This is a genomic window from Lysinibacillus sp. G4S2 (assembly GCF_030348505.1).
Classification (GTDB): Bacteria; Bacillota; Bacilli; order Bacillales_A; family Planococcaceae; genus Lysinibacillus.
In genome coordinates, this window is sequence record NZ_JAUCFJ010000002.1 from 1,814,039 (window position 1) to 1,839,990 (window position 25,952).

The 25,952-nt window shown below is 38.3% G+C and carries 28 protein-coding genes and 1 pseudogene; 19 read left to right on the forward strand and 10 right to left on the reverse strand.

The genetic code is table 11. The features are described from left to right. The first annotated feature begins 51 nt into the window (after positions 1-51). Genes eutH through QUF91_RS09260 form a run of 9 tightly spaced genes read left to right on the forward strand, consistent with a single transcriptional unit; the run spans position 52 to position 8,485 of the window. Positions 52-1,296 carry an ethanolamine utilization protein EutH gene (eutH, locus tag QUF91_RS09220; RefSeq protein ID WP_285396752.1) on the forward strand — a complete coding sequence of 415 codons (1,245 nt, stop codon included), beginning with the start codon at positions 52-54 and terminating at the stop codon, positions 1,294-1,296. Between the two features lie 24 nt (positions 1,297-1,320). After that, positions 1,321-1,662, forward strand: coding sequence for an ethanolamine utilization microcompartment protein EutS (eutS, locus tag QUF91_RS09225; RefSeq protein ID WP_053593758.1), 342 nt, complete (start codon positions 1,321-1,323; stop codon positions 1,660-1,662). Positions 1,663-1,672: 10 nt separating this feature from the next. Beyond that, positions 1,673-2,170, forward strand: a complete 498-nt coding sequence (locus QUF91_RS09230; protein ID WP_285396751.1) for a EutP/PduV family microcompartment system protein — start codon at positions 1,673-1,675, stop codon at positions 2,168-2,170. A gap of 20 nt (positions 2,171-2,190) precedes the next feature. Continuing rightward, a complete protein-coding gene (locus QUF91_RS09235; protein ID WP_285396750.1) occupies positions 2,191-3,615 on the forward strand; it encodes an ethanolamine ammonia-lyase reactivating factor EutA in 1,425 nt (474 codons plus the stop codon). A gap of 5 nt (positions 3,616-3,620) precedes the next feature. Next, a complete protein-coding gene (locus QUF91_RS09240; protein WP_285396749.1) occupies positions 3,621-4,991 on the forward strand; it encodes an ethanolamine ammonia-lyase subunit EutB in 1,371 nt (456 codons plus the stop codon). 9 nt (positions 4,992-5,000) lie between these two features. Then, the gene (eutC, locus tag QUF91_RS09245) at positions 5,001-6,026 is read left to right on the forward strand and encodes an ethanolamine ammonia-lyase subunit EutC (protein WP_285396748.1); all 1,026 of its coding nucleotides are present in this window, start codon (positions 5,001-5,003) and stop codon (positions 6,024-6,026) included. Between the two features lie 11 nt (positions 6,027-6,037). Next, positions 6,038-6,688, forward strand: coding sequence for an ethanolamine utilization microcompartment protein EutL (gene eutL / locus QUF91_RS09250; RefSeq protein WP_285396747.1), 651 nt, complete (start codon positions 6,038-6,040; stop codon positions 6,686-6,688). Positions 6,689-6,702: 14 nt separating this feature from the next. Beyond that, positions 6,703-8,190: an aldehyde dehydrogenase family protein gene (locus QUF91_RS09255; RefSeq protein ID WP_289417584.1), complete on the forward strand. Its 1,488-nt coding sequence runs from the start codon at positions 6,703-6,705 to the stop codon at positions 8,188-8,190. Between the two features lie 16 nt (positions 8,191-8,206). Next, the gene (locus tag QUF91_RS09260) at positions 8,207-8,485 is read left to right on the forward strand and encodes a BMC domain-containing protein (protein WP_053482447.1); all 279 of its coding nucleotides are present in this window, start codon (positions 8,207-8,209) and stop codon (positions 8,483-8,485) included. Here the strand turns inward: QUF91_RS09260 and QUF91_RS09265 are convergent. Continuing rightward, a complete protein-coding gene (locus QUF91_RS09265; protein WP_289417585.1) occupies positions 8,465-8,752 on the reverse strand; it encodes a hypothetical protein in 288 nt (95 codons plus the stop codon). The genes QUF91_RS09260 and QUF91_RS09265 overlap by 21 nt on opposite strands. Next, the gene (locus QUF91_RS09270; RefSeq protein ID WP_289417586.1) at positions 8,749-9,282 is read right to left on the reverse strand and encodes a hypothetical protein; all 534 of its coding nucleotides are present in this window, start codon (positions 9,280-9,282) and stop codon (positions 8,749-8,751) included. Before QUF91_RS09270 ends, QUF91_RS09265 begins: the two co-directional genes overlap by 4 nt. Positions 9,283-9,341: 59 nt before the next feature. Here QUF91_RS09270 and QUF91_RS09275 point away from each other — a divergent pair, with 59 nt between their 5' ends. Genes QUF91_RS09275 through mdh form a run of 5 tightly spaced genes read left to right on the forward strand, consistent with a single transcriptional unit; the run spans position 9,342 to position 12,437 of the window. Beyond that, a complete protein-coding gene (locus QUF91_RS09275; protein WP_285396744.1) occupies positions 9,342-9,932 on the forward strand; it encodes a phosphate propanoyltransferase in 591 nt (196 codons plus the stop codon). Between the two features lie 12 nt (positions 9,933-9,944). Beyond that, positions 9,945-10,811 (forward strand): phosphate propanoyltransferase, encoded by an 867-nt coding sequence (locus tag QUF91_RS09280; RefSeq protein ID WP_289417587.1) that lies wholly within the window; start codon positions 9,945-9,947, stop codon positions 10,809-10,811. Positions 10,812-10,847: 36 nt separating this feature from the next. Further along, positions 10,848-11,132 (forward strand): EutN/CcmL family microcompartment protein, encoded by a 285-nt coding sequence (locus QUF91_RS09285; protein ID WP_079560024.1) that lies wholly within the window; start codon positions 10,848-10,850, stop codon positions 11,130-11,132. Continuing rightward, entirely contained in the window at positions 11,125-11,490 is a 366-nt protein-coding gene (locus QUF91_RS09290) for a BMC domain-containing protein (protein ID WP_285396742.1), read from the forward strand. Before QUF91_RS09285 ends, QUF91_RS09290 begins: the two co-directional genes overlap by 8 nt. Beyond that, complete coding sequence (gene mdh / locus QUF91_RS09295; RefSeq protein ID WP_285396740.1) at positions 11,490-12,437, forward strand: malate dehydrogenase; 948 nt, start codon at positions 11,490-11,492, stop codon at positions 12,435-12,437. The genes QUF91_RS09290 and mdh overlap by 1 nt, the downstream gene beginning before the upstream one ends. Before the next feature lie 501 nt (positions 12,438-12,938). Here the strand turns inward: mdh and QUF91_RS09300 are convergent. Further along, on the reverse strand, positions 12,939-14,081 hold the full coding sequence (locus QUF91_RS09300; RefSeq protein ID WP_289417588.1) for an MFS transporter: 1,143 nt from the start codon (positions 14,079-14,081) through the stop codon (positions 12,939-12,941). A 62-nt stretch (positions 14,082-14,143) separates the two neighbouring features. Further along, positions 14,144-14,740, reverse strand: a complete 597-nt coding sequence (locus QUF91_RS09305; protein WP_285396735.1) for a TetR/AcrR family transcriptional regulator — start codon at positions 14,738-14,740, stop codon at positions 14,144-14,146. A gap of 183 nt (positions 14,741-14,923) precedes the next feature. Here QUF91_RS09305 and QUF91_RS09310 point away from each other — a divergent pair, with 183 nt between their 5' ends. The 4 genes from QUF91_RS09310 to QUF91_RS09325 all read left to right on the forward strand — a co-directional run bounded on the left by QUF91_RS09310 (position 14,924) and on the right by QUF91_RS09325 (position 20,662). Then, on the forward strand, positions 14,924-15,748 hold the full coding sequence (locus tag QUF91_RS09310; RefSeq protein ID WP_289417589.1) for a MerR family transcriptional regulator: 825 nt from the start codon (positions 14,924-14,926) through the stop codon (positions 15,746-15,748). 35 nt (positions 15,749-15,783) lie between these two features. After that, complete coding sequence (locus tag QUF91_RS09315; RefSeq protein WP_289417590.1) at positions 15,784-16,785, forward strand: serine hydrolase domain-containing protein; 1,002 nt, start codon at positions 15,784-15,786, stop codon at positions 16,783-16,785. Positions 16,786-17,882: 1,097 nt separating this feature from the next. After that, positions 17,883-19,034, forward strand: coding sequence for an RNA-guided endonuclease InsQ/TnpB family protein (locus tag QUF91_RS09320; RefSeq protein ID WP_289417591.1), 1,152 nt, complete (start codon positions 17,883-17,885; stop codon positions 19,032-19,034). A gap of 191 nt (positions 19,035-19,225) precedes the next feature. Beyond that, on the forward strand, positions 19,226-20,662 hold the full coding sequence (locus QUF91_RS09325; RefSeq protein WP_289417592.1) for a carboxypeptidase M32: 1,437 nt from the start codon (positions 19,226-19,228) through the stop codon (positions 20,660-20,662). Positions 20,663-20,720: 58 nt separating this feature from the next. Here the strand turns inward: QUF91_RS09325 and QUF91_RS09330 are convergent, their stop codons facing one another. From QUF91_RS09330 to QUF91_RS09345, 4 genes are all read right to left on the reverse strand, one after another. Further along, the gene (locus QUF91_RS09330) at positions 20,721-22,382 is read right to left on the reverse strand and encodes a b(o/a)3-type cytochrome-c oxidase subunit 1 (protein ID WP_285398389.1); all 1,662 of its coding nucleotides are present in this window, start codon (positions 22,380-22,382) and stop codon (positions 20,721-20,723) included. Beyond that, positions 22,369-22,860: a cupredoxin domain-containing protein gene (locus QUF91_RS09335; RefSeq protein WP_285398388.1), complete on the reverse strand. Its 492-nt coding sequence runs from the start codon at positions 22,858-22,860 to the stop codon at positions 22,369-22,371. The genes QUF91_RS09330 and QUF91_RS09335 overlap by 14 nt, the downstream gene beginning before the upstream one ends. Before the next feature lie 24 nt (positions 22,861-22,884). Then, positions 22,885-23,007: a hypothetical protein gene (locus QUF91_RS09340; protein WP_285398387.1), complete on the reverse strand. Its 123-nt coding sequence runs from the start codon at positions 23,005-23,007 to the stop codon at positions 22,885-22,887. Between the two features lie 363 nt (positions 23,008-23,370). Further along, a complete protein-coding gene (locus QUF91_RS09345) occupies positions 23,371-23,826 on the reverse strand; it encodes a chemotaxis protein CheX (RefSeq protein ID WP_289417593.1) in 456 nt (151 codons plus the stop codon). 577 nt (positions 23,827-24,403) lie between these two features. Between QUF91_RS09345 and QUF91_RS09350 the strand changes: the two genes are divergently transcribed. Then, positions 24,404-25,018, forward strand: coding sequence for a pyroglutamyl-peptidase I (locus QUF91_RS09350; protein WP_289417594.1), 615 nt, complete (start codon positions 24,404-24,406; stop codon positions 25,016-25,018). 171 nt (positions 25,019-25,189) lie between these two features. On the opposite strand, the pseudogene QUF91_RS09355 reads toward QUF91_RS09350, so the two are convergent. Beyond that, positions 25,190-25,339 (reverse strand): annotated as a pseudogene (locus QUF91_RS09355) (DUF4183 domain-containing protein); the annotation flags it as partial. A gap of 162 nt (positions 25,340-25,501) precedes the next feature. Next, positions 25,502-25,927 (reverse strand): DUF4183 domain-containing protein, encoded by a 426-nt coding sequence (locus QUF91_RS09360; protein WP_289417595.1) that lies wholly within the window; start codon positions 25,925-25,927, stop codon positions 25,502-25,504. Positions 25,928-25,952: the final 25 nt, after the last annotated feature.

Consider the following 25,952-nt stretch of genomic DNA (forward strand, 5'->3'; position numbering starts at 1 on the left):
TTTTTCATATAGATAAAAAAGATAGATAAAAATAAAGGGGTGGTGAGAAGGATGGCAATGATAGGAACGGTTATCGTTTATATTATTATGATTTGTGCAGTTTTAGGGGCATTCGGAGCAATTCGGGATGCTGAATATGGTATCGGTAAAGAGTTTATGAATGGTATTCATACGGTTGGACACATTTTTGTACCTGCTGCAGGGATCATGGCAGCTATACCTTACTTAACGTGGTTTATAAGTCATTTTATTAGTCCAATTTTTGAGTTGATTGGTGCTGATCCTGCAATTGCAGCAACGACAATTTTAGCTTCAGACATGGGAGGATATCAATTAGCAAATGCGTTAAAAGAGTCCTATGAAGGATGGGTCATGGCTCTAGTTGTCGGATTTATGTCTGGTGCAACAATCGTCTTCTCTATTCCAATGGGTCTTGCCATGTTAGATAAGCGTGATCATAAATATATGGCTTTAGGTATTATGGCGGGTGTTTTAACAATTCCGATTGGAGCATTTATTTCTTCCATCATGATTGTGACGTTTGATACAAATGTTCGTGAAGTGATTAGTACAACAGCAGAACCAACATATGTTTTTGCCATTTCAGTTTTACAAATATTAATTAATTTATTGCCTTTATTTATATTCGTAGTGTTAATTGCGTTAGGTCTAAAGCTAATTCCAAATGGCATGATCAAAGGCTTCATGATTTTTGGACGTGTGATGGATGCTGCTATCAAGCTTGTGCTAGTGTTCTCGATTGTAGAAATTTTTACAGGTATTTTTACAAAGGTCTTTGGTGCATGGGGCTTTGATCCAATCATGGCAGATAAAGCCGATCAATTCCGTGCATTAGAAACGGCTGGATATATCGGTATTATGCTAGCGGGTGCATTCCCAATGGTGTATTTAATAAGAAAATATGCATCGAAACCTCTAGAAGCAGTAGGTAAAAAATTAGGCTTATCGTCAGTGGGAAGTGCAGGTCTTTTAGCGACAATTGCTAATATTTTGGCCATGTTTACACTCGTTCGACATATGCCACCAAAAGATAAGGTGATTAACATTGCCTTTGGTGTTTGTTCAGCATTCCTTCTAGGAGATCATTTATCGTTTACGGCAAACTTCCAGCCGACAATTATTTTACCTGTTATTACTGGTAAGTTTTTAGCTGGTGTTATCGCTATTATTTTAGCCTATAAGTTATCTGTTCCAACAGCTTTAAAGCTAGAACAAGAGGATCGCAAGGCAGGCATTATTAAAGAAGGTGAATATCTAACGGATCAAAAGTCTTAAAAAACACGAAAGAGGTGATGACGTGTGAGTGAAGAGAAGAAACGGTTTATTCAGGAGTTTGTGCCAGGTAAGCAGCTAACATTGAGCCATCTAATAGCCAATCCTGACCCTGATATGTTTCAAAAGCTAGGCATTCAAGAAGCGGGTGCACTTGGCATCATGACATGTACACCGAGTGAAACAGTAATTATCGCAGGAGATTTAGCAACAAAGGCAGCCAATGTAAGACTAGGATTTTTAGATCGCTTTACTGGCAGTCTCGTTATTGTTGGCAGTGTGTCAGAGGTTGAAATGGCGATGTTAGAAATTAATCGTTTTTTATCAGAGATGCTAGGCTATACGCCATCAAAAATAACTAAGTCATAGGATGTGCCGTATGAAAAATCGAGTAATGATAATAGGCGGTGTGCAAGCAGGGAAGTCGACACTGATGAATGCGTTATTGGGGAAAGATGGACAAGCCAATAAAACACAGGCACTCGTTTATGATGACTGGATTGTTGATACACCTGGAGAATATATAGAAAATCCGATGTATTACAGAAACATTATGGCAACATCGCTTGAAGTGACACATGTGATTTATTTGCAGGATGCCACGTCACCAAAGAGTGTTTTTCCTCCGCAATTTAGCTTAGGAATTCCGAAAATTCAAATTGGTGTCATTACAAAAATTGATGCACCCCTTGCAGATGTAGAAAGAGCAACAGCATTATTACAAAATGTCATGACACATGGTCCTATTGTGAAAACCTCTTCGTGGCAAAAGCTTGGTATTGAGTTTATTGCGCCACTTATTCAGCTCAATTCTGACGAAGAAATTCGCCAATTTGTGAAGGATCGTGATAGTCCTTATCTCATGTATTGCCCATAGTGGCGAGAGGGAGGAGTAAGTTGAAGACAGAAAAAATTTATAGTGCAGGCATTGATATTGGTACAAGTACAACAAAAATGGTTGTGAGTAGTTTTCTGTTAAAAAATGTTGCAGGTGTAACACATGTGCCACGGATAGAAATTATTGAAAAAACGGTTTTACATCAAAGTCCTATTATTAAAACACCGTTTATCAATAAAGAAATGATCGATATGGAAAAGATAGAACAATTTATTTTTCAGCAATATCAACTGGCCCAAATTTCACCATCAGAAATTTCAACAGGTGCCATTATCATTACAGGCGAATCTGCAACAAAGGAAAATGCCAGTGAGGTTGTCCATGCGATTGCAGATACAGCCGGGCACTTTTTAGTGGCTACTGCTGGCCCCGATTTAGAAGGTATCATAGCCGCGAAAGGCGCAGGTACTTTACAGCAGTCTAAAAATACTGCCAAAGTAATTGCAAATATCGATATCGGCGGTGGAACAGCAAATATTGCGGTCATGCAGTTCGGAGAGGTAATTGGTACGTGTACATTGCATGTTGGTGGAAGACTTATAGAATTTCACAATGGCATTGTCCAATCGATATCACCACCGATTATGAAGCTTATGGAGAAATGGCCAAATCCATTAAAAATTGGTGATTCGGCAGAGGATGTACGTGTCACACAACTGATTCAAGAAATGTTGAATATAGTAGCGATGACGCTAAATGGACAATTAATAGATGAACAACATCCATTATTGCTAGGCCATTTGCCGACATGGGATAAACCAGTTGATGCAGTCGTATTTTCAGGCGGAGTAGCTGCCTGTATTTATGAAAATGAATGTACAAAACGACAATATGATGATATCGGCGAAAAATTAGCGAAAAGTCTTTTACAGCACGAGCAACTGCAATCCTTTTTATGGCTTGAGCCAAAGGAAACCGCGCGGGCAACGGTGACAGGTGCTGGTACACAAACAACTGAAATTAGTGGTGCAACGATCCAGGTAGATGCAGAAGTATTGCCTTTAAAAAATGTGCCTGTTTTCGATTGTCATATGGATACGAACAGCAAAGAATTCGACTATGCGGTAAAAACAGCTGTTGAACGAGCCGATGCGCTATTTTCTATCCAGGAGAATCGCTCTCCGTTTGCACTCTATTTTAGTCAGTTACCATATTTAAGCTTTCAGGATGTCCGTGCATTATGTGAGGCTATTTTGAAGCACTTAGCGACGAGAAGCTCCAAGGAAATACCAATTATCATAGTCATTCAATCAGATTATGCAAAAATTATTGGGCAAACCATACAAGCGATCAATCAAACAGTTCCCATCATTTGCATCGATCAAATCAAAGTAGAAACGGGTGATTACATTGACATTGGGGAAGTACTACCATCTGGTGTTGTCCCGGTCGTCGTAAAAACACTTGCTTTCCACTCAAAGTAAGGAGGATGAATGTGAATCTATCGGTGATATTTGGTGGAGAAAAATATAATTTTAATTCATTAAAGGATGTAATGGCCAAGGCCAATGAAGAAAAATCAGGAGATCAGCTAGCTGGAATTGCGGCGGAATCTGTACAGCAGCGAATTGCGGCAAAGGCCGTTTTAAGTGAGCTATTAGTGAAGGATATCAGAGAAAATCCATTAGTTCCTCAAGAAAATGATGAGGTATCACGCATTATTGAAGGGGATATCAATGAGCAAATTTACGGAGAAATTAAAAACTGGAGTATCGAGCAGCTCAGGGAATATATTTTATCCAATGAAACAGGCGATCGGGAATTAAAACGATTAAGCAAGGGCATGAATTCAGAAATTATTGCGGCAGTTACAAAGCTGATGTCCAACTTAGATCTTGTTCATGCAGCTAATAAAGTAGAAATACTGTCGACTTGTAATATTACGATCGGACAAAAGGGCACACTTTCTTCGAGATTGCAGCCGAATCATCCGACAGACAATATTGACGGGATTATTGCCTCATTAAAAGAAGGGTTGTCTTACGGAATTGGTGATGCGGTCATTGGAATTAACCCAGTTGATGACTCAGTTGAAAGTGTGAAAAAAGTATTGCAAGCCACAAAGGAGTTTATCAATGATTGGTCGATTCCTACGCAAAATTGTGTATTGGCACATATTACGACACAGATGAAGGCAATTAAACAAGGCGCACCTGCAGATATGATTTTCCAAAGTATTGCGGGGACTGAAATTGCAAACCGTTCATTCGGTATTTCTGCAGACTTAATCAGAGAAGCAGAGGAACTTGTAAAAAAACAAGGAACTGGTACTGGTCCGAATTTATTCTACTTTGAAACAGGACAGGGTTCCGAGTTATCTGCTGAGGCACATATGGGCATAGACCAAGTAACGCTCGAATCACGCAATTACGGATTTGCTAGACATTTTAATCCGTATATTGTAAACACGGTTGTTGGCTTTATTGGACCTGAGTATTTATACAATAACAAGCAGGTTATACGTGCGGGCCTAGAAGATCACTTTATGGGCAAAATGCACGGCATCCCAATGGGCGTTGATATTTGTTACACAAACCATATTAAAGCAGACCAAAATGATGTTGAAGATTTAAGTGTTTTACTAACAGCAGCTGGCGTTAATTTTATTATTGCTGCACCTATGGGCGACGATGTCATGCTGAACTATCAGTCAATGAGCTTCCATGATGTCGCTACATTACTTCAAACGTTTGGTAAAAAACCAGCACCTGCATATCTAGCATGGTTAGAGAAAATGGGCATTTATGAAAATGGTCGTCTATCAGCAAGAGCTGGCGATTTATCGATATTTGAAAGGTAGGTGAGTCTATTGAATGAACAATTAGTATCGATGATTACACAGCTCGTAATGGAAAAGATGGGTAATGATACGTCCGTTAAATCTTCACCAGAACCAGCTGTGGCAACAGAAGAACAAAAGGAAACACTTATTAAATTCTATGATACAGCAGCTAATCATGCTGATGAAGTAGCAAGTCCAAGCACATCAGAACAATCAAATGAACCGTTAATTAAGCTTTATCAGAATGAATCAGGTAATCACGAACAATCATATTACAGTGCAAGTTATGATGAATCGTCGCACACGGTGGCGCCTATCCGAGCCTTTAAATTTGAAGAGGATGAAGTGTCTGAAAGTGTACAAGCGGCAAAAAAACATACACCAGCAAGAATAGGTGTTGGGAGAGCTGGGACCAGACCAAAAACAAAAACTTGGCTAAAATTCCGCCTCGATCATGCGGCAGCAGTGGATGCAGTATATGGAGAAGTGACAGAGGAGCTACTACAAAAGCTTGATGTCTTTCAAGTTACAACTAAAGTGACAGATAAGGAAGAATACATTACAAGACCGGATTTAGGTCGTCGTTTATCAGATGAAGCTAAGACATTGATTCAATCGAAATGCCAAAAAAATCCAAATGTGCAAATTATTATTTCTAATGGATTAAGCGCTAGTGCGATTGAAGAAAATGTGCAAGATGTTTATTTAGCGTTACAGCAAAGTCTTCGTAATTTAAATATTGAAATAGGAACTACCTTCTATATTGATAAAGGGCGTGTAGCGCTAATGGATGAAATTGGCGAGCTTTTACAAGCAGAAGTAATCGTTTATTTAATCGGTGAGCGTCCTGGGCTTGTATCAGCGGAGTCAATGAGTGCCTATATATGCTACCAACCTAGAATTGGCACAGTAGAAGCTGATCGAATGGTCGTTTCGAACATCCATAAAGGTGGTATCCCGCCATTAGAGGCAGGTGCTTATTTAGGAACAGTCGTTCAAAAAATATTGCATTACAAGGCAAGTGGAGTAGGTCTTGTGGCAAAAGAAGGTTAGGAGGGCAAACGATGAATCCTCAAAAAATTATGGCAGAAATTTTGGCAATGCAAATCATTCCGAGAGTAAATAGTGAATTAGCAGAGCAATTAGATTTAAAGCCATATCACAATAGCATTGGACTCGTAACTCTCACAATAGATGATGTTGGCTATGTAGCATTAGACGAAGCGACGAAAAAAGCTGATGTTGAAGTTGTTTATGCAAAAAGCTTTTATGCTGGAGCGGCACATGCATCTGGTCCGTTATCCGGTGAGGTCATTGGCATCATTGCTGGTAGCTCGCCTGATGAAATACGCAGTGGTTTAGATGCCATTCAGCAGAAAATTCAGTTTGATACGTATTTTGAAGCTATTCTTCACAATGAAAACCACGCTCTTTTTGCACATACTGTAGCAAGCTGTGGTACGTATCTGGCAGAGTTGGCGAATGTGAAGGCTGGAACGGCTCTTGCTTATTTAATAGCACCACCGCTTGAGGCTGTCGTTGGTTTAGACGCTGCATTAAAGGCGGCAGATGTAGAGCTAAAGGTTTTCTTTGGCCCACCATCTGAAACCAATTTCGGTGGAGGCTTATTAAGTGGTAGCCAATCTTCCTGCCAAGCTGCAGCAGATGCTTTTAGAGAAGCTATTGAGAATTTAGCGAGAAATCCAGTTGTATAGAAAGGAGGGGCTTTATGGCCACATTAGATAAAGATTTATTAGCAATTCAAGAAATGAGAGACGCCGTGAGACATGCCAATATCGCACAAGCTGCTTACATGCAGTATTCACAGCAGCAAGTAGATAGTATCGTCAAAGCTGTTGCCGATGCCGCATTTAAAGAAGCAGAACGTTTGGCAAATATGGCCGTTCAGGAAACAGGGATGGGCATACCTAATCATAAAAAAATGAAAAATGAGGTTGCCTCTCGAGATGTCTACGAAGATATAAAAGATTTAAAGACAGTTGGTGTCGTAGGTTTCGATCGCATGAAAAAAGTGACAGAGATCGCTAGTCCGTTTGGAGTGATCGCGGGCATTGTCCCAACGACAAATCCAACATCAACTGCAATCTTCAAAACACTTATTTCATTGAAAACTAGAAATGGTCTAGTATTAAGCCCACATCCTTATGCGGTTGATTGTACAAAGGAAGCTTTAGAGATTTGTAAAGTTGCTGCAGAAAAAGCAGGAGCACCAGAAGGATTGCTACACTGTTTAACGATGTCTTCTATGGAAGCTACACAGCAACTAATGAAGCACCCAGATATTCATTTGATTTTAGCGACTGGTGGCGGTGCGCTAGTGAAAGCAGCCTATAGTTCAGGCAAACCTGCTTACGGTGTAGGACCAGGGAATGTTCCAGCTTACATTGAAAAATCAGCTAATATTTCTAAAGCAGTTCGTCAGCTTGTACAAAGTAAATCTTTTGATAATGGCACAATTTGTGCAACGGAACAAGCCATTATTGTAGATAAGGTAATTGCAGAGCAAGTTTTGACAGAGTTAAAGAAAAACAATGCTTATATTTTGAGTGATGAAGAGAAGGTGAAGATGGAGAAGTTAATTTCTCCTGTCCCAGGGAAAGTAAATCCTCAAATTGTAGGGAAATCAGCGGCATGCTTAGCAGATTCTGTCGGTATTACCGTGCCAGAAGATACGAAAGTTCTCGTTGGTATGGAAACAATGATTGGCAAAAATATTCCATTCTCACTTGAAAAATTGTCGCCGATATTTGCACTATACACAGTTGAGGACAGCACAGAGGCAAAACAAGTGATGATTGATTTACTAAATATTGGTGGGCGTGGCCATACATGCTCGATCCATACAGAAAATACAGCTTTAGCTGAGCAATTATCTGTTGAACTACCAGTGTCCAGAATTGTTGTCAATACATTATCATCTATTGGCGCTGTTGGTGGAACTACTGGATTAGCACCATCCTTTACATTAGGATGCGGTACGTTTGGTGGCAATATTACGTCCGATAACATTACCGCGAGACATTTATTGAATATTAAACGTATGGCTTATGGCATTAAAGATGTAGAGGTGCCAAAACCAGAATTTTTAACAAAACCAGTAGTAGAAAATAGTAAAGAACAAGATCCAACTTTGGATACAGCGATGGTTCAGCAAATTGTTGATCAAGTATTAAAACAAATAACATTAAATAAATAAATTGGAGGAATGACAAATGAGTACAGCATTAGGAATGGTAGAAACAAAAGGATTAGTAGGAGCAATTGAAGCAGCGGATGCAATGGTGAAGGCTGCTAGCGTTAACTTAGTAGGAAAAGTACATGTTGGTGGCGGTATTGTCACTGTATTAGTACGTGGTGATGTAGGAGCAGTAAAAGCAGCTACTGATGCAGGAGCTGCAGCGGCACAACGTGTTGGAGAACTTCTATCTGTACACGTAATCCCACGTCCACACCATGAATTAGAATTAATTTTACCAAAAGCAGAAGCTTAATTTTAACTTCAGAATAAGGGCGACGGAAAAGAAGAGCCGAAGCGACGGAATGAAGGTTGGAAGCGACGGAATGAAGGTCGAAAGCGACGGAAAGAAGCCAAAGCGACGGAATGAAGGTCCGAAACGACGGAAAGAAGAGCCGAAACGACGGAAAGAAGAGTCGAAGCGACGGAAAGAAGAGCCGGAACGACGGAAAGAAGAGCTGAAGCGACGGAAAGAAAAGCTGGAGTGACGCAAAGAAAAGCCGAAGTGACGGATAGAAGTCAAAGCGACGGAAAGAAGAGCCGGAGTGACGGAAAGAATGTCCGAAACGACGGATAGAAGTCAAAAGCGACGGAAAGAAAAGCCGGAACGACGGAAAGAAGGCCTGAAGCGACGGAAAGAAGAGCCGGAACGACGGAAAGAAGAGCTGAAGCGACGGAAAGAAGAGCCGGAGTGACGGAAAGAATGTCCGAAACGACGGATAGAAGAGCCGGAACGACGGAATGAAATTCGAAGCGACGAAAAGAAAAGCTGGAGTGACGCAAAGAAAAGCCGAAGTGACGGATAGAAGTCAAAGCGACGGAAAGAAGAGCTGAAGCGACGGAAAGAAGAGCCGGAGTGACGGAAAGAATGTCCGAAACGACGGAAAGAAGAGCCGTAGCGACGGAATGAAGGTCGAAGCGACGGAAAGAAGAGCCGGAGTGACGGAAAGAAAAGCCAAAGTGACGAAAAGAAAAGCCGGAACGACGGAATGAAGGTCCAAGCGACGGAAAGAACATCATAAATGGAAGGTCAGGATGATACAGATGATACACATTGCACCTCATCCTGCCCATTCATTTTCAACAGTAATTAAGATATAGAGGTGGCTAACGTGAAAACAGCGACAAAATCATTTCCTGTGGCCATTTCAGCTCGGCATATACATGTAAGTGAAGAGGATTTACAAGCACTTTTTGGTCCAAATGCAGCGCTAACAAAGGATTTTGATCTTTCGCAGCCAGGACAATTTGCAGCAAAAGAGCGTGTTTCCATAGAAGGACCAAAAGGTGTCCTTCATAATGTACGTGTATTAGGTCCTGTAAGAGCGGCAACACAGGTGGAAATCAGTCGGACAGATGCAATGAAAATAGGATTAACCCCTCCTTTAAGGCAATCGGGAGATATCGAAAGTTCAGCTGGTATCAAATTAATTCATCAAGAAAAAGAAATAATGATCGAGCAGGGAGTCATTATTGCACAGGCACATATTCATATGACGGAAGAAGATGCAATAGCATTGAATGTACAAAATAATGAATTAGTATCTGTGGAAGTGGATAGTGAGCGACCTGTGACATTTCGTGGGGTTGTAGTTCGTGTGTCGAACGATTTTAGTTTAGAGATGCATATCGATACAGATGAAGCGAATGCGGGCTTTATTGAACAGCAAGCGCAAGGAAAAATTGTCAGATCATTGACGTAAGGAGGAGGTTAGATGCAAGAGAATTTAGTCCAAAAAATTGTTGAAGAAGTATTGCAGCAAGTTTTGAAAAATCAGCCTTCCCCTCAACATGACGGAAAAATTCCTATTGGTGTATCGGCAAGACATGTACATCTTGCTCAAGCGGAAGTGGAGAAGCTTTTTGGTGAAAACTATCAATTAACACCTAAGTTTGAGCTTTCACAGCCAGGTCAGTTTGCTGCTGAGGAAACAGTAGTTATTGCTGGACCAAAGGGTTCAATTGAGCGAGTACGCATTTTAGGTCCAGCTCGATCATTATCTCAAGTAGAAATTAGCTGGACAGACGCGATGAAAATAGGGGCTAAGCCACCATTAAGAGTATCAGGAGATATTAAAGGCTCTAGCCCTGTCACACTTATTGGTCCAAAGGGCAGTGTTGTGCTAAATGAGGGGCTCATTATTGCACAAGCACATATTCATATGTCACCAGCTGACAGTGCTCGTTTCCAAGTAGCGGATGGACAATCGGTACAAATTAAAGTAGAGGGTATAAGACCGATTATTTTATCAAATGTAATGATTCGTGTTTCTGAGCGATATCGATTGGAGATGCATATTGATACAGATGAAGCAAATGCAGGTTTAATCCAACAAGGTACATTTGCAGAAATTATCAATGCTCAAGCAAATGAGCAAATGCATGTCAAAGAACTCCCGCCAGTCGTAAGTCAAGCAGATAAACCATCGATTTATCATTTTGATAAGAAGCTACTTTCACAAGTAGAAGTACTTGAAATTGAAGCAAAAGAAATTGTTGTTCCTAAAAAAACAATTGTCACAGCATTGGCTTATGACAAAATACGAGAGTTGAATAAGAGGTTAACAATTCGCTCTGAATAATTAGAAAAGTCCATGCAGGATATAGAGGTGAAGTTCATGCAGATGGGAAGAGTGATAGGCAGTGTATGGGCGACACGTAAAGAGGAAGGGTTGAATGGCTTAAAATTATTAATTATTCAACCAATTGACTCCAATCAGCAGCCGATTCGCTCAGAAATTGTAGCAGCTGACCGAATCGGGGCGGGAATTGGAGATGATGTGCTCATTACGAGTGGTGGATCATCCAGATATATTATGAAAGAAAATCCATTGCCTATCGATGCAGTTGTTATAGGTATTATTGATTCTACAGAAGTTATGCGAGGTGAAGAGAATGAGTAGCGCTATTGGAATGATTGAGACTAAAGGATTAGTAGGCTCTTACGAAGCTGCTGATGCGATGATAAAGTCATCAGATGTAACTATCGTCAAGCAAGAGTTCGTTGATGGTGGGATTGTGACAATCGTCGTGAAAGGTGATGTTGGTTCTGTCCAAGCAGCAGTAGAAGCTGGAAAAGCCGCTGCAATGCGCGTTGGAGAACTATTAGGCGCTCACGTAATTCCACGACCAGATGAAGATGTTTTTCAAATGATTAAAGGACCAGAAGCACCAAAGAAAAAGCCAACATCAACTACAACAACAACACGTGCTAAAAAAACGACGGAAACAGCAGCTACTGAAAATCGAGGTGAGGCATAATGTCTTTTCGAAAAAGTAAAATTGCTGTAATTGGTGCTGGTCATACTGGCGCAACTTTAAGCTTATTTTTAGCCCAAAAAGAGCTAGGAGATGTTGTCCTGTTAGATATTCCAGAAGCGGAAAATCCGACAAAAGGAAAGGCGCTGGATTTATTACAAACAGGACCAATAGAAAAATTTAATGTTTCTATTAAAGGAACAAGTAATTATGAGGATATAGCTGGAGCAAGTATTGTCATTATTACAGCTGGTATTCCCCGTAAACCTGGTATGAGTCGTGATGACTTAGTGACGACGAATGCAAAAATCATTCAACAAGTTTCTAAGCAAATCAAACATTATGCACCTAACAGCATTGTTCTTATATTAAGCAATCCTGTAGATGCCATGACTTACGTTTGCTATAAAGAAACAGGCTTTCCGAAAAATCGTATCATTGGCCAATCAGGTGTGCTAGATACAGCACGTTTTAATACATTTGTTGCACAAGAGCTTCAAATTGCTCCAGAGGATGTTTCAGGATTCGTCTTAGGTGGACATGGCGACGAAATGGTTCCATTAATTCGATATTCCTATGCTGGAGGTATTCCATTAGAAAAACTGATTCCCCAAGACAGATTGCAGCAAATCGTAGAACGTACACGTAAAGGTGGCGGAGAAATTGTTGGTTTGTTAGGAAATGGCAGTGCTTATTATGCACCAGCAGCTGCCTGTGCACAAATGGTCGAAATCATTATGAAAGATCAGCGTAAAATAATTCCTTCTATCGCCCTTTTAGAAGGAGAGTACGGTTACCACGAATTATTTTTAGGAGTACCGACAATATTAGGTGGCAATGGCATTGAATCAGTTATTGAATTGCACCTGACAAATGAAGAAAAAACGGCGCTCCATCAATCAGCAGAAGCCGTAAAACAAGTATTACAAATTTGCCAAAACATAGGGTAATCAGACGCTATGCTGCAATAAGATATGTAGGATCCCCAACTATATATCTGTTGTAAAAAAACTTTAGCTCTTAAAAATGTTTGATTGGAAACCGAACATTTAACTTCTTTCAGCAGTAGTCTCCAACCTCTATAGTTGGTGAGATGAATGCGGTTTTAAGTCACTTTTCAGCGAGTTTCCAAACACCCGCTGAAAGAAGTTAAAGCCTCCGGCGGATGTCACGGAAATCGGAAAGGAGTTCTTTGTGCAAGCACAAACCCGATTCCAGACGCAATTATGCCAAGGCATAATTGATCTTGAAAGCTAGTTAAAATTCCCCCTTATTTATATAGAATATGAAGCTCTCTTTGAACGTGAAAGTTCGAAGAGAGCTTCTTTAGTTTGTATTAGTTTTTATTTAAGATTTATCGGGCATATGGACAAGAAACTACGCGTTGAGCCCATAGATGTGGGGGAAGCGACACATATGCCTCACCCAACTTTTTAATCTATTTTGAATCATTAATTTTCCTTCCTTTTATGTAAATAAGGGAATAATGATAGTAACCCTAGAACAGCTAAACAAACGCCAATCCACAGTGGCGATAAATAACCATATCCTTTACTAATTCCTAGACCACCAAGCGATGAACCAATAGCAACACCGAGTGTAATAAAAGAGGTGTGAACAGTATTTATCATTGCCCCACTATTCGCTGTTTTCATTACTCTTGCAATCATAGCTGGATTCATCGCAACTCCCGTTAAACCAATAAAAATAGTACAGATAACAGCAATATATTTATTTTCCGCTCCTAACGCAAATACAGACAATGCTACAATTAATATAATCAATCCACTCATAAGTATTTTCATTGTATAATTATCAGCGAACTTTCCAATTACTATATTCCCAACTACTGTTGCACTACCGTAGAGAGCAAGTAAATACGGAATACTTGCACTAGAAAAGCCTGTAACATTTGTAAAGATAGGTGTGAAATAACTAAATGCGGCAAATGCACCACCGATAATAAACATGCTTGTTACATATGCTGCCCAAAGATGAATATTCTTAAAATGCAAAAGTTCGTCTTTCCAATCTAATGGAGCTTTAATTGACGATGATGGTATCAACCATTGAATCATGACTGCTGATACTAGAACAAGAACGGAAACCGACCCAAAACTAATACGCCAGCCAAAATATTGTGAGATAACAGTTGTGATAGGTAAACCTAAGACAGTTGAAAGCATTAAACCTGCAAGTACAATTGATGCCGCTTTTCCCCTTGAATTAGGGTGGACAAATGTTGTAGAAAAGGAAACAGCCACTCCAAATGCTGAAGATGAAGCAATACCAGTAATAATACGTGAAATCATCATACTATCATAGTTCCAAGCAATGGCTCCAAGCGATTGACCAATTAAAAATACAAACATTAAAAATAACAATGCTTGTTTACTGCGTATTCTTAAGAGAATTGCCGTTAAAATTGGGCCCCCTATCACCATTGCTCCTGCATAAGCAGTAATTAAATATCCAATAGACGATACAGAAACCTGAAATGCTAGAGCAAGCTCGTTCATCATTCCTGCTACCATAAATTCAGATGTAGTCATACAAAAAATCGCTAAAGCTAGCAAATAAATTATCGATGGCATAAAAACACTCCTTACCCATTATTGTAATGTTCGGTACAAAAATAGTTAGAAAAAAGAGCGCACTAGGCGCCGAAAATAGACTCCATTGTTCCTTTCATGACCTGCTCAGCCAACAGCCGATTTTGCATCGAAACATTAAGAACACGGAACCCGTAATAACTACTTAAAAATAGACTAGCTAATTCCTCAGCTGTTTGCTTTTTTGAAATTTCACCAGTTTGCAATCCTTCCTCCATTATTTTTTCAATAGCTTGTTTCAGAAGCTCGACATGCCGTGAGAAAATTTCTTGAACCATTACGTCATTTTTAGCTCTTTCTACACCAGCATTAATTAATAAACAACCATTTTGATCAATATTCTCAAAATCTTCTTTCAATGCCCACTCGAAAAGATTACTTAACCGATCTTTCAATGCAATTGGAGCATTTAACAATTCCTGCTGTTCCTTAATTCCAAATTCATGATAGCGTTCTAATACTTGTTGATATAGTTCATGTTTACTCCCAAAAGTATTGTATAAGCTACCTTTCCCAAGTCCAGTATCATTGCATAAATCCTGTGTAGAACACCCCTCATACCCTCTTTTCCAAAAAGTTTTCATGGCGACATCTACAATTGAGGAATACTCAAACTCTCGGGGTCTGCCTCGTTTATTCAAATTGATTCTCCTCTCGTTTACATTACTAGAATATCCTTTTTGTACTAATCGGTCAATAAAAGTTTTCGTCAAGGAAAGTAAAAGTCAAAGGGGTTAAAGTATAAATCTTGATTGACTTTGTCCTTAGGGAAAGGTGTATAAATGAATTGTAGCAAGTAACAAATCAATGAATGAGGTGATTTTGTGCTATCGATTGGCGAATTCTCAAAAATATGTGGTGTCTCTACAAAAACACTTCGATATTACGATGAAATTGGATTAATTAACCCAGATGAGATTAATGCTGAAAGCGGTTATCGGTATTATTCTATCGAACAACTAAAAAGAATGCTCTATATCAACCGTTTAAAATCCTATCATTTTTCTCTTGAAGAAATTAAAACTATGCTGGAATTAGATGAGGATCAGTCCGAAGAAAAGCTTTGTTCAGCTCTTAATCATAAGAGAAAGGAGATCCAAGAAAAACTAAAGGCTTTTGATTTTCTTGTAAAACAACTGACTCATGATATTTCGAACTTAGAAAAAGGTGTACCAATTATGTCGTACCTTGATGATATCGAAGTACAACTGGTTGAAACAAAGCCAATGAATATCCTTTATAAGCGACTGATGATGAGTAGTGATGATTATGCATCAGGATATGGCCATTATTTTAGCGAGTTTTATGAAAAGATTGCGAAGGAGAAGCTCACTTTACTTGGTCAGCCGATGACGATTTACCATAGCCCTGAATTTAATCCTGCTGGCAATGATACCGAGTTTGCTATTCCGATTGCTGAGACTGTCAAAGGAACGAGGGATTTGCCAGGTAGCCTTTGTGCTAAGTCTGTTTTAAAGGGGGCTTATCCAGAATTGACATCTGTCTATGCTAATTTGACGAAATGGATTGAAAACGAGGGTTATGAATTAATATTACCACCATATGAAATATACATAACAGACCCAAATCAAGTAAACAATCCTGAGAATTATGTGACAGAGGTATATTTTCCTGTAAAGAAAAAATGACATCCGCTGAAAGAAGTTAAAATTAGGAGGTTCTAATGCAAACAACAATAAATTGGCAAACGGTAGAATCGGATAACGTAAATATGGACAGTAAAAAGCTTTCGGAGCTAGAGCAGACAATCATAAGTGAGTATAGCAATATAAATGGCATTGTTATTGTTAGAAATGGTTTTCTGGCATATGAAAAATATTTTAATGGCAACGGTCTTGATGATACTCACCATGTAGCATCTGTCACAAAAAGTGTCCTATCAGCACTCGTTGGTATTGCTATTGATAAAGGATATATTAAAAGCGTTGAACAGAAGGTGTTGGATTTTTTTCCTGACTATATGCTAGATGCTAAAAAACATGACATTACTTTACGTCATCTTCTTACGATGACGGTACCATATCCTTTTGAGGACTGGCATGAACCTTTAGATATACTATGTCAGCAACAGGACTGGGTACAGTATACGTTAGATATAATGGGTGAAAAAGGGGAATTGGGTACTTTTAAATACGCCACAGCTGGAGCACATTTATTATCAGCTATTATTACTCGAAGTACAGGGAAAAGTGCTCGAGCGTTCGCCAATGAATATTTATTTACACCGCTTGGCATGAAAGAAATTCCTGACTATCGAATGGATGCATATGGATTTGATGATTTATTCGGGAAAAATGTGAAAGGATGGGTCCAGGATCCAAGAGGTAACTCGACAGGTGGATGGGGGCTAACTTTGACTACTCGTGATATGGCACGATTCGGCTACCTCTACTTAAACAATGGCGTCTGGGGTAATTACGAGGTTCTTCCAAAGAGATGGATCCGTGAATCAACAGAGTTGAACAATAACAATTACGGTTATTTATGGTGGCTACGACAAGAAGATGGACTTTCTACATATTCAGCAATAGGGGATGGAGGCAATATTATTTGTTGTATTCCAAAAATGAATATGGTTGTGGCAATTACTTCAGATTTTATGATGAACCCGCAAGATAGATGGTTCTTGATTAAAGAGTATATTATTTCAGCGATAAAAGATTAAATTTTGGATATAAAAGAAATAGCCATTGAATGTCTACAAAGTCGTTTATTGACGACATGTAGACATTTTTATATTTAACTTCTTTCAGCAATTTATTTTCTGTTCCGAAAGCGAAGCGATAGGTACAAATGTTTTTTGTAACGAAAGTGCAACGGCAGTTACAGAAGTTTCTCACCTCTCACAAAGCCGATTCCGTGAGGCATAATTGATCTTTCGAATTAGTCTGGTTATTAACGAAATTCTACAAAGTCTATAATATACAAAAATTCCGAAAATATGATAAACTAATAGCGTAAATAGGAGGATGATAGTATGACTGTACAACAATTTACAGACTATGTGAAAAAAATGCAGCATTATGAAGAAGCGCTAAGTGTTATTTATTGGGTAACTAAACTGTTACGATAAAATCAGACAAAACTATACAAATCTGTATAGAAGCATAGATTTATAACAGAATACCCTTCGTATCAAGCGATTGGTGCGAACTCCACGTTAATTGCTTTTAACTCCTAAAGCCTTGTGACCAACGCGGAGCTGGAAACGGCAGACGTAACGGTGCGAAAGCAGAAAAAACAACAAGGATGGCATAAGCTGAAAAAAATCACTCAGTGTCCGTAAAGGATCATCGTGACAACGGAAAACGGTGGCGCTAAGTGCTTTGGCAATGGATGTTTAGCAGCGAAACTCCTAAATCTCTAATGAGACAAGGAAGACGTTCAACGACTATCTCCTTGAGGGAGAGTAAAACCGCAAGCGAATGGCGGAAGAAAAATGTGGCTCTTATCAGGAAGATAAGATGAAGATATAGTCTGCGCTTATGTGAAAGCATAAGAGGTCTACTCGTGAGAGAAAGACTGCATGAAGGGTTGCGCCTTCGTGCGAACAAGAAAAATAAATACAAATTTTAAAAATGTTAACGCACCTCTCTAGATATGGTAATATGCTGTTAAAATAGCGAAAGAGAGGTGGTACACATGGAATTAATGTCCATTGAAAATTTGCTAAACGTGTTGGTGTAAATGCTGTCTTTGCCAATAGATTATACGTTCAACGGTCGAAGAAAACTAAACGATTGATTGACGAGGTGAAATACAATGATCCTGGCGACAAAGATAAGACTAAAACCAACTAAAGAACAAGAGATTTTGTTTTGGAAGTCTGCAGGGACTGCGAGATGGGCTTACAATTATTTCTTGGCTGAAAGCGAACGTATTTATAACGACGAGAAGCGTACAGTCAAAGAAGGCGAAATTCGTAAAAAAATTAATAATGAACTGAAACCAACAACGCATAAATGGCTAAAGGAAGTCGGAAGCAATGTGATGAAACAGGCGGTGAAAGATGCCGATATGGCTAGAAAGCGTTGGTTCGAAGGCATTACTGGAAAGCCAAGGTTCAAAAGCAGACGAAGAAGTAAAGTTAGTTTTTATGTAAATTATGAAAGTTTAAAACGAACAAGTGAAGGTTTTAGAGGTGAAAAGATTGGTATTGTAAAAACTTGCAATGCACTTCCTAAGCTTAAAAAAGGTCATAAATATTCGAATCCACGCATTTCATTTGACGGACGAAATTGGTTCTTATCCATTGGCTATGAGCAAGAATTTGAGCCATTTGATTTGACAGGCGAGAGTTTAGGCATTGATGTCGGTATTGAAAAATTGGCAGTTTGTTCTGATGGTGAGTACAAAGAGAACATCAACAAAACCAAAGATGTCAAACGATTAGAGCAAAAGTTAAAGCGAGAACAACGACAACTAGCTCGTAAGCTTGAAGCCAACACGAAAGAGTATACTGAAAAACGAAAGCCAATCTATAAAGTACCTTTAAAGAATAGGAAGAATATTCAAAAGCAAAACACTAAAATTCGTAATTTATATAAGCGACTTACCGATATTCGAACAAATCATTTACATCAGTGTTCTAATGAGATTGTGAAAACCAAGCCATCTCGTATTGTAATGGAACATTTAAATGTAAAAGGGTTGATGAAAAATAAACATCTGGCGAAGGCGGTAGCCGGGCAGAAGTTATATGAATTTAAACGGCAAATTCAATACAAATGTGAAAAATATGGAATTGAATTTGTTGAAGCCGACAGATGGTTTCCTTCATCAAAAACTTGTTCTTCTTGTGGACAAATCAAATCCGATTTGAGACTGAAAGACAGATTATTTATCTGCTCTTGCGGATTAAAGATGGATAGAGATTTGAACGCAAGCATTAACTTAGCAAATTATTCAATCTAAGGAGCTTAACTGATATTAAGCCTTAGATGTGTACGCAACGATACTGCGGAATTTAAGCCTTTGGAGAGTCATACCAAATGGCAGTAGCTTCGGCGAAACCAGGCTCTGTGAATAAGGAAGACACAAAAACGAAAGTCAAAAGATATAAGTTGTGTCACAGTAGAGATGTCTACATTTTTTAAGAAATGTATATGTTTTTCGTATCGGACATGCGTACAGGGGCGCCTAAGAAAGGGTTAGCTCAACGTTCAGAGGTAGTTGGAACATTATCCGCCTCCTTATTTGAAATGCAAACGAGTGAAGATTTAGGGGAATTACTAACAGCTTTAGAGGGACAAAAGGCAGATCTTGATTACGTTACGCTACGTTTAGTAGAGGAAGTACGTAAAAATTACGATCAAAATAAAAAAATTCCAGCTGATGAATATAAGGAATTCGTTATTCTACAATCTAAAGCAGAAACAGCATGGGAAGAAGCGAAAGCGACAAATAATTTCGAGCTATTTTTACCTTATTTAGAAGAAATCATAAGCTATCAGAAGAAGTTTATTGGTTATTGGGGAATTAAAAACGGCTCACCTTACAATACGTTACTTGATTTATATGAACCAGAGATGACAACAAATGTATTAGATCAGGTTTTTGGTGAATTACGTGAAACCATTGTTTCTCTTGTACAAAAAATCTCAGCTTCACCAAATAAACCAGATACAAGCATATTATTTAAGCATTTCCCTCGGGAGTCACAGCGAGCATTATCATTAGAAATGTTAGCACAACTTGGCTATGATTTTGATGCAGGTCGCTTAGATGAAAGTGTACATCCATTTATGATTGGCTTGAATCATGGAGATAATCGTATTACAACGAAATATGATGAAAACGATTTCCGTTCAGCAATTTTTGGAACAATCCATGAGTGTGGACATGCTATGTATGAACAAAATATCGATGCAAAGCTTGATGGTTTACCATTAGCAACAGGTACATCCATGGGTATCCATGAATCACAATCTTTATTTTATGAAAATTTTGTTGGTAGGAACGAAAAGTTCTGGGAGCATAACTACGAGCGCCTTCAAAAGTATTCACCTGCACAGTTTGGTGATGTAGCATTAGCTGATTTCCTCCGTGCAATTAATATGGTAGAGTCTTCTTTAATTCGTATTGAAGCGGATGAGTTAACATATCCACTACATATTATGATTCGTTATGAAATTGAACGTGACCTATTCAATGGTGATCTTCAAGCAAAGGATCTTCCACAAGTATGGAATGATAAGTACGAAGAATATTTAGGTATTCGTCCTGAAACAGATGCAAAAGGTGTATTACAAGATATGCACTGGTCAGGTGGTATGTTTGGTTATTTCCCTTCCTATGCTTTAGGCATGATTTATGCTGCGCAATGGAAGCATGCAATGGATAAAGATATTCCAAACTTTGATGAGCTGTTAGAAAAGGGCGAGCTTCTTCCTATTCGAGAGTGGTTAACAGACAAAGTCCATCAATATGGTGCACTGAAAAAGCCTTTCGAATTACTACAAGAGGCAACAGGGGAAGGCCTAAACGCTAAATATTTAGCAAATTATTTACAAGAAAAATATACGAAGCTGTATCAGCTCTAAAGGAAAAAGCGATTTCTCAACTACAGAGAAATCGCTTTTTTGAAGATGTTAAAGAATGTTACCAAAGTTGATAGCCTTTAGAGCCAGGTGGAGAATTTGAAATTATATCGATAATTGGGATAGTATATGCGAATAAAATTAAGGCTACTAAAATCACAAGCCATACTTTAAAGTTTTCTAAGATGGCTGGTGTCGTTCCGCCATTTTCATGTACTTCACCAACTGGGAACTCTTCCTCACCTTTTGGAGCAAACCACGCTAATTTCACTACAATATAAATAATGACTAAGATAGCGATGAATAGGATCGTGCCACCAATTGCTTGTGCAATTTGATAAGGAATCCAATCATAAGCTTGTTGAGCACCACCATACTCAGAGTAATCAGAGCGACGAGGTGCGCCGATCAGACCAGCAATATGCATAGCGGAAGACATAATCGTCATACCAGTAGCCCATAAAATACCCGCAAAATTACCAAGATTGTTTAAAGATTTAGTTAGTGTGCGACCTGTTAAATGTGGAATTAACCAAAATGCCGCACTGAAATAAGTTAATACGACTGTTGTTGCTATCGTTAAATGGAAATGCCCTGTAACCCAAATGGTATTATGGATTAATTGGTTCATTTGGTAAGAGGCATTGATGATACCACCAGCGCCACCAGGAATAAATGCTAACATACCGATAAATGGCACGAAGAAACGAGCATCTTTCCATGGTAATTTTTTAAACCAACCGAAAAGTCCTTTACCACCTAATTCACGACCTCGTAATTCAAACATTGAAAACATCGAGAAGGCGGTCATTAAGGATGGTACGATTACAGCAAATGTTAAAACAACTTGAATGAATTTCCATGTACCATCAATACCAGGCTCAGTTAATTGATGATGGATCCCAACTGGTACAGAGAAAATTAAGAACAGCATAAATGAAAGTCTTGCTAAAGAATCAGAGAAAATTTTTCCGCCAATAACCTTTGGAATAACAACATACCAAATCATATAAGCTGGTAATAACCAGAAGTACACAAGAGCATGACCGAAATACCAGAATAGTGTACGTGATAGTGCTACGTCGACACGTTCGATGAAACCTAAAGACCATGGTAGAAGCTGGAATAGAACAGAAACAGCTACACCGAGAGTTGCTACGAACCACATTAAATTATTGACAACAACCATAAATGACAGTAATGGGCTTGGTTGTCCGCTTCCTTTGTTTTCTTTACGCCATTGTGCATACCGTAAAATTTGACCTGCGCCACCAACCCAAGAACCCACCACGACTAATGTAAGGCCTAAATAGAAAATCCAGTGAGCTTTCAGTGGGGCATAGAACGTATATAAAACAGTTGCTTTGTTAAGTAAAACCATTGTCGCAGCTGCAGCTGTACCAATTGTCATTAACCAGAAGCCGATCCAGCCAAGTCGACGTTGACTAGCTGTAAATGTACCTGATGTACGGCTAACACTAGCAATTTGGAAACCATATATAAAGAACGTTGTTAAAATAAGTCCGAGTAAAATACCGTGTACGGTTAAAACTTGATAGTAACCAATGCCTGCTGGTAATGTGAATTGACCAGAGCGAACGAAAACTTGTAATAAACCTGCAAGACCTCCTAATAACAATGCGATGAATGCCACGTAAATATGTGCCATTGCTAGCTTCGCATCACGACGATCCACCTTAGTCAAATTTTTATTTAGACTCATTTGGATCCACCACCTTTAGCATAGAGTGCATCATTGTATGTCCTGTACCACAATACTCATTACATACAATTAAAAACTCGCCTACTTTATTTACTTCTGTTACATATTCAGAAATATAACCGGGTTCAAGCATCATATTAATATTAGTACCTGCAACCTCAAAGCCGTGCATTACATCTTCACTTGTTGCAATAAATTTCACTTTAGCGCCAAGTGGAACTTCAATTTCTGGAGGATTGTAATTAAATGCTGAAGCTAAAACAACAACTTCATAATCCCAATCTTTACCTTCTACTTTATGAACACCAGGATTATCGAAAGGTGGAAATTCTTTTACTTTCTCGTAATCTAGTGTTTTTTTACCATTGTTCGGATGCGAACCTTGATGAAATGCACCGATGCCGAGAATGATAAGGAATGCTACTAAAGTAGTAACTCCAAACACAAGCCAATATTTCTCATACTTATGTAAGTGCATAAGTCTCTGTCCCTTCTTAGTAGATTAAAAACGTTCGATGAACAAATTGAAGCAGAACACCCAAAGCACTATGATAATGATGCCTACTCCAAATACCGCATAGAGTGAACCTTTTAAATTCTCATCAGGTTTTTTATTATTTGCCATTTTTGCTCCTCCTACGCTTTTATTGTGGTCTTTCTTATTGACATGATATATAAATAAATTTCATTTTGATGTGAAAAAAATCACACATACTAGCGAATTGTGTGAAGAAAATGTGAAAAATAGAGGAGTGAATAAAAAAAAGCCACCTCAATAGTCATTGAGATGGCACATATTAAAGTTGAAATTGGAGTAATTTTATTAAAATCTCTTGTTTTTCTAGAAATTTTACTATTAGATAATTTGGCTTGAGGCTTATGAGGCAGCCTCTATTAATTAATGCGAATGACAATGCGTATTCATAGATGCAAGGTTTCAGTGACATAGGATATATCATTTGGAAGAGTCCAATATCCTTTAATTCTATTATCCTTCTTCAATCGTCAATAGAACTGATAGAGCACCAATGCTTGGAATTGTAACAGGGAGTACAAATGCCTTATCAAAGCCATAAAGTTTTGTGTTACCAACCATTACTGTTGGCGGTGTGATATCAATTTCTAAGCTTTCTTGTCCTACGGTTGTACATAAATTACCTGCGATCATATTTCCAAACTCTCCTGTGAAGGATTCTAGCATTTCTCCTTCAAGAGGCATACCAAACATAGTATTGCCAATACCACTAAATATTTCAGGCGAGGAATCAATGATTACACGGCCTTTTATATCTCCTATTAAGCCAATTAAAACACCCATTTGCTGTTGTTGAAAGGGTTCAGAAATTATACTTGGCGATTTTACTTCAATATCCATAGGCAGGATTGTCTTTAAAGCATGGATTGTCCCATTTAAAATAGTTTGAAAGTACTTCGAATTACTCATCATTACCGCATCCTTTTTCCGACTTTTCTACATCTTACCATGTTAAATGGGTAAGATGAAAGTATGTCTTGACGAATTAATGGGAAATTTATATTATATTAATGAGAATGATTTTCAAAATCAATAAATGGACGTTTAAGTCTTTTCAAATACAAATTTTTATATAAAAAGGAGCGGTCAGCAATGACATTCGTATTTATTGGAGCAACAATAGCTATCTATATAGGTGTGGGGAAATACGTCATGAAACAGGCTACTGCACATTTAAAATAAGAGAACATGAATAACAACAATAGGTAAAACATGACCCAAGTAATTTTAGGGTCATGTTTTTTTTATACAAATAATATTTCTTCTTAATCCTTTCGATACAATAAAGAGAGGGAGGAGTTATTTGTTTTTTCTGAAATCTATTGTAAATGGGAATTATTTTTTTGTAGAATTAACGTATAGTTATGAGGCTATGAAAAAATGACACACGAGTATGTTAGATGTTTGCTTAGGTTAATGTAAATTGTACCGAAAATAAAATGGATGGGCCATCAAGCAACGTCCTATAGAAATTTAGGTGAAGAAAATGACAAAAATATTATTAACGGGGTTTGTACCATTTCTTGATTATAAAATGAATCCGACGATGCAAATTGTAGAAAAATTAAATGGAGAAATGATGGATGGCTATGAAATTGTAGGACGCATTTTGTCTGTAGATTTTCAGCAATCTGCTGAGCAGCTGAAACAATATATTGCTGATATTAAGCCGCAAATCATTATTTCATTAGGCTTAGCTGGAGGGCGTTTTAAAATAACGCCCGAGCGAATAGCGATTAATGTGAAAGATGGTGAGCCAGATAATAATGGTTATTCACCAGTTGATGAGAGTATTTATGATGGTGGTGCAGACGCTTATATAACGAATTTACCTATCCGAAATATGGTGAATCGATTATGCAAAGAAGGATATCCAGCGGAAATTTCAAATACAGCAGGAACCTATTTATGCAATAATATTATGTATGAAGGGCTAGTTTATGCAAAGCAACATGAAGGGGTCTGTGCTGGATTTATTCATATTCCTGCGTCATTTGATTTAGCGATTCAGCATGGAAAAATACCGGGATGGAATATCCGAGATTTAATAACTTCCATTAAGCTCTGTATCGAGGAGACAATACGTGCAACAAATGATTGATTTTCCTCATACGATGTGGAATTAGCCAACACATTGGATTCAAACGAGATAAATAGTAAAAAGGATGCCCTAAAATATGAATCATTTGGGCATCCTTTATTAGTTATATGAAGTTGATTCTTTACTCAAGATCGTTAACTTTACTCAAAATCGTTAAATTGTAGTTTCTAATTATACAGCTTCAATAACGATTGGTATTCCAGCAGAAATAGAGCCTGTAACAGTATGAAACGTTACTTCTGTTACAGAAACTGTATAGAAACTGCCTTCCTGGAACACACCGTTAATATATAAATTGTAGTACCCGTTTGATACGATTGGAAAAGTAGTTGCAGCATTACCGCTATCATTTAAAAAGGTAGTAGCGGCAACCGTTGTACCATCTTAAAATATGAAAGAATCTTCTCGAAGTGCCTGTAACATTTACATGGATATTAATAATGGAAAGCGCCTCTTATTTTCACCTCCATTAAGGTTTTTATCTTACTTTGTGGAGAACCCTAATGATTCTATAATGATTGGTGTTCCTCTATAAATTGTTGAATTATAAGGATTCAAGGTTAGGGAGGTTGTAGTTAAGCTATATATTCCACCCTCCTGCATAACACCATTGATATAAAGATTAACGTAGCCATTTGGATTAAAAATCGTAAATTCAGTTACTGTGTTCCCGTTATCGTGAAAAAATAGGTTAGCAGGTAGAGTCGCCCCATTAGTCAAATCAATATTTGATGGAACAACATAAAAATATCTATTGACTGTTGGAATAATATTATCATTAGGCACAATGACTGGGGGAGGGTCTACTGTAGGAATAGTACTAACTTTTATGCGGGGCCAAATAAACCGATCTTCACATGCACATGCGAATTGTCGCTCTATTTTTCGATGATTCTTATGATTCACCATATTTTTATCACTCCATTTATTTATT

Excerpts from the sequence above, each read along its gene's own strand:
- QUF91_RS09335 (WP_285398388.1), bottom strand. The coding sequence starts at position 22,860 with ATGCACTTACATAAGTATGAGAAATATTGGCTTGTGTTTGGAGTTACT.
- QUF91_RS09360 (WP_289417595.1), bottom strand. The coding sequence starts at position 25,927 with ATGGTGAATCATAAGAATCATCGAAAAATAGAGCGACAATTCGCATGT.
- QUF91_RS09345 (WP_289417593.1), bottom strand. The coding sequence starts at position 23,826 with ATGAGTAATTCGAAGTACTTTCAAACTATTTTAAATGGGACAATCCAT.
- QUF91_RS09280 (WP_289417587.1), top strand. The coding sequence starts at position 9,945 with ATGCAAGAGAATTTAGTCCAAAAAATTGTTGAAGAAGTATTGCAGCAA.
- QUF91_RS09240 (WP_285396749.1), top strand. The coding sequence starts at position 3,621 with ATGAATGTGAATCTATCGGTGATATTTGGTGGAGAAAAATATAATTTT.
- mdh (WP_285396740.1), top strand. The coding sequence starts at position 11,490 with ATGTCTTTTCGAAAAAGTAAAATTGCTGTAATTGGTGCTGGTCATACT.
- QUF91_RS09315 (WP_289417590.1), top strand. The coding sequence starts at position 15,784 with ATGCAAACAACAATAAATTGGCAAACGGTAGAATCGGATAACGTAAAT.
- eutL (WP_285396747.1), top strand. The coding sequence starts at position 6,038 with ATGAATCCTCAAAAAATTATGGCAGAAATTTTGGCAATGCAAATCATT.
- QUF91_RS09290 (WP_285396742.1), top strand. The coding sequence starts at position 11,125 with ATGAGTAGCGCTATTGGAATGATTGAGACTAAAGGATTAGTAGGCTCT.
- QUF91_RS09350 (WP_289417594.1), top strand. The coding sequence starts at position 24,404 with ATGACAAAAATATTATTAACGGGGTTTGTACCATTTCTTGATTATAAA.
- QUF91_RS09255 (WP_289417584.1), top strand. The coding sequence starts at position 6,703 with ATGGCCACATTAGATAAAGATTTATTAGCAATTCAAGAAATGAGAGAC.
- QUF91_RS09320 (WP_289417591.1), top strand. The coding sequence starts at position 17,883 with ATGATCCTGGCGACAAAGATAAGACTAAAACCAACTAAAGAACAAGAG.
- QUF91_RS09330 (WP_285398389.1), bottom strand. The coding sequence starts at position 22,382 with ATGAGTCTAAATAAAAATTTGACTAAGGTGGATCGTCGTGATGCGAAG.
- QUF91_RS09230 (WP_285396751.1), top strand. The coding sequence starts at position 1,673 with ATGAAAAATCGAGTAATGATAATAGGCGGTGTGCAAGCAGGGAAGTCG.
- QUF91_RS09340 (WP_285398387.1), bottom strand. The coding sequence starts at position 23,007 with ATGGCAAATAATAAAAAACCTGATGAGAATTTAAAAGGTTCACTCTAT.
- QUF91_RS09260 (WP_053482447.1), top strand. The coding sequence starts at position 8,207 with ATGAGTACAGCATTAGGAATGGTAGAAACAAAAGGATTAGTAGGAGCA.
- QUF91_RS09300 (WP_289417588.1), bottom strand. The coding sequence starts at position 14,081 with ATGCCATCGATAATTTATTTGCTAGCTTTAGCGATTTTTTGTATGACT.
- QUF91_RS09325 (WP_289417592.1), top strand. The coding sequence starts at position 19,226 with ATGTTTTTCGTATCGGACATGCGTACAGGGGCGCCTAAGAAAGGGTTA.
- QUF91_RS09285 (WP_079560024.1), top strand. The coding sequence starts at position 10,848 with ATGCAGATGGGAAGAGTGATAGGCAGTGTATGGGCGACACGTAAAGAG.
- eutH (WP_285396752.1), top strand. The coding sequence starts at position 52 with ATGGCAATGATAGGAACGGTTATCGTTTATATTATTATGATTTGTGCA.